This window comes from Micromonospora sp. DT4 (assembly GCF_049841675.1).
Taxonomy (GTDB): domain Bacteria; phylum Actinomycetota; class Actinomycetes; order Mycobacteriales; family Micromonosporaceae; genus Micromonospora.
The window spans coordinates 1-309 of sequence record NZ_JBNCKT010000454.1 but is presented as its reverse complement, the minus strand read 5'-3'; the positions used below and the strand labels follow the sequence as shown (position 1 = coordinate 309).

1 pseudogene is annotated in these 309 nt (G+C 66.0%); it reads left to right on the top strand.

The features are described 5' to 3' along the window. Window positions 1-88: 88 nt before the first annotated feature. Window positions 89-309: pseudogene (locus tag ACLQ24_RS30515) on the top strand (Hsp70 family protein); the annotation flags it as partial.

Below are 309 nucleotides of genomic sequence, written 5' to 3'. Positions count from 1 at the left end.
TAGCGCTCGGGTAACACTCCGGACACCCGTGATGTTCCTACCCCACCAACCATGATCCACAAGACAGGCCCTAGGTGTGTACTACTCGGTGAGTGTGAACTGGGGCGAGTTCACGATGGCGGCGGTGATGGCCCTGCTGGCGTGCCTGGCCGCGGGCACGGTCCTCGGCTCGCTGATCGCCGCCCGCAGTCCCACCCCCGGAACCCGAACCGAAGGGGGAAGGGTCAGCGTAGGGATCCTCGCCGCGGTGTCCCTCGGCGCGGCGATCGCTGGCCTGTACGCGGTGGTCACCAGCCAATACTTCGGTAT